This window comes from Amycolatopsis sp. NPDC051903 (assembly GCF_044452505.1).
Taxonomy (GTDB): domain Bacteria; phylum Actinomycetota; class Actinomycetes; order Mycobacteriales; family Pseudonocardiaceae; genus Amycolatopsis.
Window position 1 is genome coordinate 28,930 of record NZ_JBITBT010000038.1, and the last position, 8,651, is coordinate 37,580.

Sequence of the window (8,651 nt, forward strand, 5' to 3'; positions counted from 1 at the left end):
GTCAACCGGGAGTAGTAGGCTTGTAGATGTGTGCAAGATCGTCTCGGGCACATATTCACGGGAAATCTCCCACACCACAGAGTAAGGGATCCGCTACGGCGGGGCGTTCTCGCGTTCATCGTCACGGCGCCTCGAGTAGGCTCTGCGGTGTCATGTCCTCCTCGCGTGGAGTGGTTCGGGGAGGCACGTCATGAGCGGTCCCGTGACCTCCTTGTGCCTGCCCGATGCGGGCGCTGTCGGGCCTTCGCCCGCACCGGCGATCTTGGCGCCGGTACCGCTGGGGGCTGCCGAGGCTGGCGGCGTCTTCCGGAGATGCCGGTCCGCGGCTGTCCATCGCGGTGATGGACGCCGCCGGGCGTTTGCAGGATCGTGGGGCGGTGGGCGCTCGGATGGGGCACCGGTGACCGGCTCCTCATCACGCTCGTGCAGACCTCCGTCGTGATCCGCCGCCGCCCGGACGGTGTGTTCGCGATGCCGCACAAGCCCTACGTCGTGCGGCGACGCGATCACTCTCGCGCGGACCGGCGTATGGGCGGCTCTCTCGCGGCAAGCTGAACTCGTTGCCCAGGCGCGCGGTCTGACCGCGGTGGACGTGGATCGCTTCGTCCGCGCAGCCAGACCGGGCGAAGGTGAATGCGACGCCGGCACCGCTGCTTGGCCAGTGACGAATGTCGAGAACTTGCCGCCAGCCGTGGAGGACGCCGAAGCGCTCGAGCTCCCGGAGGGAACACTGGTGATACGGCAGCTGCGACCCGCGAAGCGCGCCGCCGAGGGCACCGTCGTGTGCTCCGACACCGCACCCACGTTCCACTGTGGATCGAGCTGGCGCGATCCGCGTCACACCGAAGGGACATCGTCTCGGCTGGAGGTCGGACGACGTACTTGTTGCCGTCGTCGGGCGTTCACCTCGTCTCCGTAGCCTCCGTTGCTCTGGGGCCGGACAAGGAGCGAGACATGAAGAAACCAAGGTCGCGTCTGGTGGTGGCCGCGCTGTCCATCGCCGCGGTGCTCGGCTCTCTGGTGACGGCCCACGCGGCCGGCGCCGACAGCGGCGCCGCGAACGGATCCGGTGCTCGGGCCGCGACGCGCGGTGGGGTGCTGGCGAACGATTTCACCGCGGTCGATCGCACCACCGCGTGGAACCTGACGAACACCCTGGACCTCAAGTTCCCGACCTACCACCCCGAAGGGCTGGCCGTGGTCGGCGACCGGATGTTCCTGTCGTCCACGCAGATCATCGAGCCCACGAAGATGTACCCGACGCCGCAGGACGGTTACGACCGCACGCCCGGCAAGGGGATCGGCCACCTGTTCGTGATCGACCGCCAGGGAAAGCTGCTGAAGGACATCGTCCTCGGCGAGGGTGACATGTACCACCCCGGCGGAATCGACTTCGACGGCCGGAACATCTGGGTCCCGCTGGCGCAGTACCGGCCCGGCAGCAGCGCGATCATGTACCGCGTGGACGCCACCACCCTGCAGGCGCACAAGGAGTTCGAGGTCCACGACCACATCGGCGGGATCGTCTACGACCGGACCACCGGGCACCTCGTCGGCAACAACTGGGGCTCGCGGCGCTTCTACGAGTGGACGGCCCAGGGCCGGACGGTGGCCACCTGGGACAACCCGAACCACATCGTCGACTTCCAGGACTGCCAGTACGTTCCCGACGCACGCATGCTCTGCAGCGGACTCACCACGTTCGGCCAGAACCCGGCCGCCGGCGGCACTTCCGCGAGCTACGAGCTCGGCGGCCTCGCGCTGATCGACCTGCGCTCGCACGACATCCTGCACGAGATCCCGTTCCAGAAGTGGTCGGCCGCCGGCCACGTCGTCACCCGCAACCCGCTCAAGGTGGCAGCCGACGGCCACCACCTCACCCTGTGGGCCGCGCCGGACAACGGCGAGGACGTGAAGGGGACGCAGGTGTTCACGTTCGAGGCGACGGTCTAGCCCGATCCCGGCGCCACCGGGAAGCCCGTCGGCGGGCCGTCTCCCAACCGCGGGAGACGGCCCGCCGACGGGCACCGTCGGAACTGACTACCCCGCGGCACCGAGGACGGTGCCCGGCTCGCGCCGGGCCGCCGCCGAGGCCGGAACATTCCCTCAAACGGGCTCGGCTCGGGCCTGGCGCTGGTTCCGGATGGCAGGCAGGTGCCGGCCCAGTGCGGCGGAATCGGCACAATGCCTTGTATGTGCTTGTTGCCGGCGGCGTCGATGATGGCAGTGAGCCCGGCGGCGGTGTACGACCATGACTTCGCGCCAAACGCATGGCTGCAGGCGGGACGTCGAGCCGCAGCCTGGATCGAGGAAGCACAATGGGCAGTCGGGACAGCCGGTCGGAATCTCTGTCACACCCGCGCGACGATCGTCAGGTCGCTCGCTGAGAGCGACAGGGGCAACTCGGCCTGGCGCGCGGTCGGTCCACGAGCCGCCGCACTGGCAGAGGCGTCGGATGGCCAGGTCCAAGCATGCCTTGGTAGGAGGTGGCGGTCTTGTCGAACCGGTGGTGATGGCACGGTCTTCCAGAGCCCATACCGCTCGGGCAATTCCTGCCACACCACACCGGGTTTTGGCCTTGAACAACATCCCGTTGAGCACCCGACGGTCATCAACCCGCCGACGCCCCTTCCCACCCGACATGCGAAGCAACGGCGCGATCGCCTGCCTCTGCTCATCGGTCAACTCATGCCTACGTACCACAACCCAAGATCAAAGCCGGTCACCTTCACCACTTTGAGGACACGCCCTAGCTTGAGTTTTAACCTGTTCGGCGCGGTCGAGGCGTGCTCGGCTTGGTCTTCTTGGACGTGGCCGGGGTGACGACGTGCACGTCGTGGCGGGTGGCTGGCCGGTCGTTGGGACGGCCGGTTGGCCGCCCTGGACCGGGCCGTGTTTGTTTCGGTGCGCTCGCGGGAGAGCCGGTTTGTGCGCGTAGGTGCCGAAATCCGCGTCGGACCCGGGCGGGGGTGAGCCGGTCTGGTGGTGCGGGTTTCTCCCAGGGGCGCCGTAGATCCACGGCTAACCGGCGAGCCAGTCGGAGTTGGGTGTAGGCGGCCAGGACCAGCCAGCCCCACCGGTCGGCTTGTTCGGGTGTGCGCAGTTTCGGGCGGGTCCAGCCGAGGGTCTGTTTGAACAGTCGGAAGGTGTGCTCGATATCGAATCTGCGCAGGAATGCCTGCCAGAGCAGATCGACCGTCCCGCTGTCCAGATCGACGCGGGAATGCCATAACCACACCGGTTTCGGGATCGCCCCGGACGGTAATCGGTCCACCTGTAAACGGATCACGGTGCCGTCCAGAATCGGCAGGTGTCCGACGTGGGTGGTCCAGGCGGTGCGGTGCGTCAACCGGGGGTGCAGCCGGTTCCAGGCCCGGACGATGGCGGGACCGTAGAGACGGGTGTCGGCGTCGATGGCGATATCGGGTTGGCCCCAGGTGGCTGGATCGCCGAAGGCGAACTCTCTGCCGTGTCGGCGTGGCCGGCCCACCGTGTGCGGTGTGTGGGGTGGGGTCGAGCGGCGCAGGACCCGGTCCGACCGCATCCGCACCAGCACCGCGACGGGCAGGTCAGTCAGCTGGAAGGCTAAGCGTGGTCCGTCGTAGCCGGCGTCGGCCACGATCAGGATCTCGCGATCGCCGGGCTGCCAGTGCCCATGGGTGATCAGTCCGGTCACGACCCGGCGCAGTTGCTCGGCGGTGACCGTGGCGGCGTCGGCTCCGGGTGCCAGGCGTTGAATATCCACCGGCGCGGTCCAGGAGCTGCGGCCGGTTTCCAGCGCGACCACGACCGAGTAGGGCCAGCCGGGAATCGCCAGATGCTGGTTGCGGTTGCGGCCGTAGGCGTGGCACATGACCCGTTCTGGTGCGGTGTGTGCCTCGGGCCGGAACCAGCAGGTGATGTCCACGGCCAGCACCAACCGGCTGTCGGCCGCGCGCGGCAGCGGCCCGGCCACAATGGCGTCGCGGAGCCGATCGACATCGATCCGGCCGTGGGCCAGGCCCGCATACAGCCCGCCATGGCCCCGGCGATGCTCCGCGAGCAGCGATAACTCCGGCAGGGACCGGACCGGTCCCTCGGCACATAACACGGCGTCGGTCAGCTCGAACAACGCGTCCGCGCGACCGGTCAAGCATCGATAGAACTCGTGTCGGAAGCCGGCGAGGTCCCCCGACGCCCTGCCCACGCCCGGGTCGTGCACACTGATCAACTGAAGCCCTTGGTTCGATCGTCTTTCTGTCGCAAGAAGAATGATCAACCAAGGGCTTCATCCATGATCAACTGGGGTCGATCCCCACACCCAGACGTTAAAACTCAAGCTAGCTTGAGTTTTAACCTGTTCGGCGCGGTCGAGGCGTGCTCGGCTTGGTCTTCTTGGACGTGGCCGGGGTGACGACGTGCACGTCGTGGCGGGTGGCTGGCCGGTCGTTGGGACGGCCGGTTGGCCGCCCTGGACCGGGCCGTGTTTGTTTCGGTGCGCTCGCGGGAGAGCCGGTTTGTGCGCGTAGGTGCCGAAATCCGCGTCGGACCCGGGCGGGGGTGAGCCGGTCTGGTGGTGCGGGTTTCTCCCAGGGGCGCCGTAGATCCACGGCTAACCGGCGAGCCAGTCGGAGTTGGGTGTAGGCGGCCAGGACCAGCCAGCCCCACCGGTCGGCTTGTTCGGGTGTGCGCAGTTTCGGGCGGGTCCAGCCGAGGGTCTGTTTGAACAGTCGGAAGGTGTGCTCGATATCGAATCTGCGCAGGAATGCCTGCCAGAGCAGATCGACCGTCCTGCTGTCCAGATCGACGCGGGAATGCCATAACCACACCGGTTTCGGGATCGCCCCGGACGGTAATCGGTCCACCTGTAAACGGATCACGGTGCCGTCCAGAATCGGCAGGTGTCCGACGTGGGTGGTCCAGGCGGTGCGGTGCGTCAACCGGGGGTGCAGCCGGTTCCAGGCCCGGACGATGGCGGGACCGTAGAGACGGGTGTCGGCGTCGATGGCGATATCGGGTTGGCCCCAGGTGGCTGGATCGCCGAAGGCGAACTCTCTGCCGTGTCGGCGTGGCCGGCCCACCGTGTGCGGTGTGTGGGGTGGGGTCGAGCGGCGCAGGACCCGGTCCGACCGCATCCGCACCAGCACCGCGACGGGCAGGTCAGTCAGCTGGAAGGCTAAGCGTGGTCCGTCGTAGCCGGCGTCGGCCACGATCAGGATCTCGCGATCGCCGGGCTGCCAGTGCCCATGGGTGATCAGTCCGGTCACGACCCGGCGCAGTTGCTCGGCGGTGACCGTGGCGGCGTCGGCTCCGGGTGCCAGGCGTTGAATATCCACCGGCGCGGTCCAGGAGCTGCGGCCGGTTTCCAGCGCGACCACGACCGAGTAGGGCCAGCCGGGAATCGCCAGATGCTGGTTGCGGTTGCGGCCGTAGGCGTGGCACATGACCCGTTCTGGTGCGGGGTGTGCCTCGGGCCGGAACCAGCAGGTGATGTCCACGGCCAGCACCAACCGGCTGTCGGCCGCTCGCGGCAGCGGCCCGGCCACAATGGCGTCGCGGAGCCGATCGACATCGATCCGGCCGTGGGCCAGGCCCGCATACAGCCCGCCATGGCCCCGGCGATGCTCCGCGAGCAGCGATAACTCCGGCAGGGACCGGACCGGTCCCTCGGCACATAACACGGCGTCGGTCAGCTCGAACAACGCGTCCGCGCGACCGGTCAAGCATCGATAGAACTCGTGTCGGAAGCCGGCGAGGTCCCCCGACGCCCTGCCCACGCCCGGGTCGTGCACACTGATCAACTGAAGCCCTTGGTTCGATCGTCTTTCTGTCGCAAGAAGAATGATCAACCAAGGGCTTCATCCATGATCAACTGGGGTCGATCCCCACACCCAGACGTTAAAACTCAAGCTAGCCACGGACATGTTCTTCCTGCTGCACAAGACCTACAGCCCATCTCTCTACGGGCTCGAGAACGAGACCGTGCGGCGGGCCGCGGTGAACCCGTCGGGGCTCCCGATGGACAACTCGTGACCACAGTGGACGAGTCAGTTCTGGACGAACCGGCGCGAGCGGCGCTCAGTGGTCCGCACGCGCACTTCGTCGAGCGCCGCGGCCGGGTTGTGCGCTACCCGGTGGACGTGGCGCCGTTCCTCGCCCTCGACCCGGCGACGACCGGATCGGCGTGGGTCGACCTCGCGGCGCTGGCGCGCGGGTTCGATCTCGCGCTCGGGACCGGGCCTCGTTCTGATCTCTCGCGCGCCGAGACGCCGAGCCGCGAGTTTCCGCAGTCCGTGCTCGCCACGCGCGACTAGCCACGCCACGACAAGGCGCTGGTGACCCGGGCTGCCCTGTCTGGTGCAGACTGGGGTGACGGCGTCTGAGATCGTGGTCTCGGCGATGGCCCAGGCAATCGCGGCGATCATCGTCCGGGTGATCCGCGCGGTCGCGTCGCGGCCGGCGCCCGCGGAGTCCGGCGCGGTGACCGGCAGTGGCGCGTCCGCCGGAGAGGACGACGCTGACGTGCGGGCGTCGGTGATCGGCCATCTGCGGGACCAGGTCCGGTGCTACTCCTTGCGCCGGTGACTTCTTGGCGCCTGGCACTGTGGTTGCGAATCAAGTGCCCGGCTCACGATGCTAGAGCGGCAGGTTCTCGTGTTTGCGGATCGGGGCTCCGGTCTTCTTCGTCTCGAACAGCCGGAGGCCCCGCCGCAGCCGTTCGCGGGTGGTGGCGGGGTCGATGACCTCGTCGATGAGTCCGCGTTCCGCGGCTTCGTACGGAGGCTTGCCGTCGATGAGGGCTGTGGGCCAGGCCAGGCAGGCGTCGGCGCCCAAGTGCCGGGAGCCCATCGCGACGTAGCCGATGCCTTCCGCGCGGCGGGTGACCACGGTGAGGAGGGGAACGGTTGCTTCAGCGTAGGCGTGGAGCAGCGCCGCGAAGCGGCGAACCGCGCCGTGTTGTTCCTCGTTCGGGGTCGCGGCGAAACCCGGGGTGTCGACGAAAGTGAGCACTGGTACGTCAAAGGCGTCACAGGTACGGACGAACCGCGCTGCCTTGATGCTGGCCTTCTCGTCCAGCCGCCCGCCGGCTTCGGCCGGCTGGTTGGCCACGACGCCGACGTTGCGGCCGCCGAGGCGGCCGAAGCCGGTGAGGACATTGGGTGCGTACCGGTCGTGTACTTGCAGCAGCTCTCCGTCGTCGAGTACGCGGGCGACGATTCGGCGGACGTCGTAGGCCAGGTCCGCGTCGGGGATGATTCGGTCGAGGGTGTGGTCTTCGCCGCGCCTCGCCGGCGCTTGGGTGTGCAGGCGTGCCGGGGAGAGATAGGTGAGCAGGTTCCGGACGTACGCGATGGCATCGGCTTCGGTGGGCGCGATGTGGTGGGCGGAACCCGACCGGGTGTGGTGCACCGACGCACCGCCCAGATCTTCGGCGGACACCCGCTCTCCCAGTGCTTCGCGCAGGACCGACGGCCCGGTGAGGAACATCTGCGCCGATTTCTCCACCATGACCACGAAGTCGGTGATCGCGGGGGAGTAGACCGCGCCACCCGCGCACGGCCCCATGATCAGCGAGATTTGCGGGACCAGCCCGGACATGCGGACGTTGCGCCGGAAGATCCCGCCGTAGAGGCTCTGCGCGACCACCCCCTCCTGGATCCGGCCGCCCGCGCTGTCGTTGATGCCGATCATCGGGACACCGGCCTGCATGGCCATGTCCATGACCCTGGCGATCTTCTCGCCGACGACTTCCCCGAGACTGCCGCCGAAAACGGTGAAGTCCTGGGAAAAGACGCACACCTCCTGGCCGTGCACCGTGCCCTGCCCCACGACGACCGCGTCACCGAGCGGACGGTCGCGGCCCTGGCCGAGGCTGGTGGACCGCGTCCGGACGAAGCTACCCACCTCGAGGAAGGACCCGGGGTCCAGGAGCAGGTCGAGACGCTCGCGAGCGGTGAGCTTGTTCCGGGCGTGCTGGCCGGCCGCCGCGATTTCCGTCCGGGCCCGCGCGGATTCCCGGAGATCGACCATCGTGGAGATCGCGTCCGACGTCCAGTTCTTGTTCGCCACACTGAAACTTTCGGCAACCATGGTGGTCCTTCACCCTCGACGTGGTCCGGGCGGATCGTGCGCGACTTCGTCGCAATCGCCTGGTACGGCACGGAATCGAACGGACGAACCCTCGGCTCGACGCGTGACGATCTTCAAGTTACTGACGCCGCCGGGTGAATGCCAAGGGCGAGGGCTGAAAGGGCAACGCGGGAGTACGACCGGGAACAAGCCCGATGGTGCGCTGTAAGGGAAACCACGCCGCCTCGGCCACCCGATCGGCCTAGCATCATTCACGTTGCGTGAGCGGGGGTCTCCGGCGTCCGGGAGAGCAATGCGGGTGACAGCGTTCTTTCGAGATGTGATGCCGGAACGGCAGCTAACCCTTAGTCATTCCGGCCGAATCATGATGTGGATCACTGGGTGCCTTTCCGGGGTCAGGTGTTTGGTACAGCTTGAAGTCGGTCGCCGACGGCGTGGAGATCGCCGGCGCGCGACGGAGCAGTCTTGCGGACGTCGGGGGTCCGGGCCGGAAGGCCCGTGCTGCGGGAGGTGGGGACGGCGAGCTCAGGCGGCTCGGTGGAGGAGTTTTTCCCGTACGGCAAGGAATCCGGTCGGCAGAC

The 8,651-nt window shown here is 67.8% G+C and carries 6 protein-coding genes; 3 read left to right on the top strand and 3 right to left on the bottom strand.

Going from position 1 to position 8,651, the window contains the following annotated elements; genetic code table 11:
- Nucleotides 1-954 precede the first annotated feature (954 nt).
- On the top strand, nt 955-1,953 hold the full coding sequence (locus ACIA77_RS42735; RefSeq protein WP_395891876.1) for a DUF6454 family protein: 999 nt from the start codon (nt 955-957) through the stop codon (nt 1,951-1,953).
- Between the two features lie 808 nt (nt 1,954-2,761).
- On the opposite strand, the gene ACIA77_RS42740 is transcribed toward ACIA77_RS42735, so the two are convergent.
- Together ACIA77_RS42740 and ACIA77_RS42745 are read right to left on the bottom strand one after the other, a co-directional pair.
- Complete coding sequence (locus ACIA77_RS42740; RefSeq protein WP_395891891.1) at nt 2,762-4,201, bottom strand: NF041680 family putative transposase; 1,440 nt, start codon at nt 4,199-4,201, stop codon at nt 2,762-2,764.
- 130 nt (nt 4,202-4,331) lie between these two features.
- Complete coding sequence (locus tag ACIA77_RS42745) at nt 4,332-5,771, bottom strand: NF041680 family putative transposase (protein ID WP_395891892.1); 1,440 nt, start codon at nt 5,769-5,771, stop codon at nt 4,332-4,334.
- A 237-nt stretch (nt 5,772-6,008) separates the two neighbouring features.
- Between ACIA77_RS42745 and ACIA77_RS42750 the strand changes: the two genes are divergently transcribed.
- Nucleotides 6,009-6,293, top strand: a complete 285-nt coding sequence (locus ACIA77_RS42750) for a hypothetical protein (protein WP_395891877.1) — start codon at nt 6,009-6,011, stop codon at nt 6,291-6,293.
- A 55-nt stretch (nt 6,294-6,348) separates the two neighbouring features.
- The gene (locus ACIA77_RS42755) at nt 6,349-6,564 is read left to right on the top strand and encodes a hypothetical protein (protein WP_395891878.1); all 216 of its coding nucleotides are present in this window, start codon (nt 6,349-6,351) and stop codon (nt 6,562-6,564) included.
- 51 nt (nt 6,565-6,615) lie between these two features.
- Here the strand turns inward: ACIA77_RS42755 and ACIA77_RS42760 are convergent, their stop codons facing one another.
- Nucleotides 6,616-8,070 carry an acyl-CoA carboxylase subunit beta gene (locus ACIA77_RS42760; RefSeq protein ID WP_395891879.1) on the bottom strand — a complete coding sequence of 485 codons (1,455 nt, stop codon included), beginning with the start codon at nt 8,068-8,070 and terminating at the stop codon, nt 6,616-6,618.
- Nucleotides 8,071-8,651: the final 581 nt, after the last annotated feature.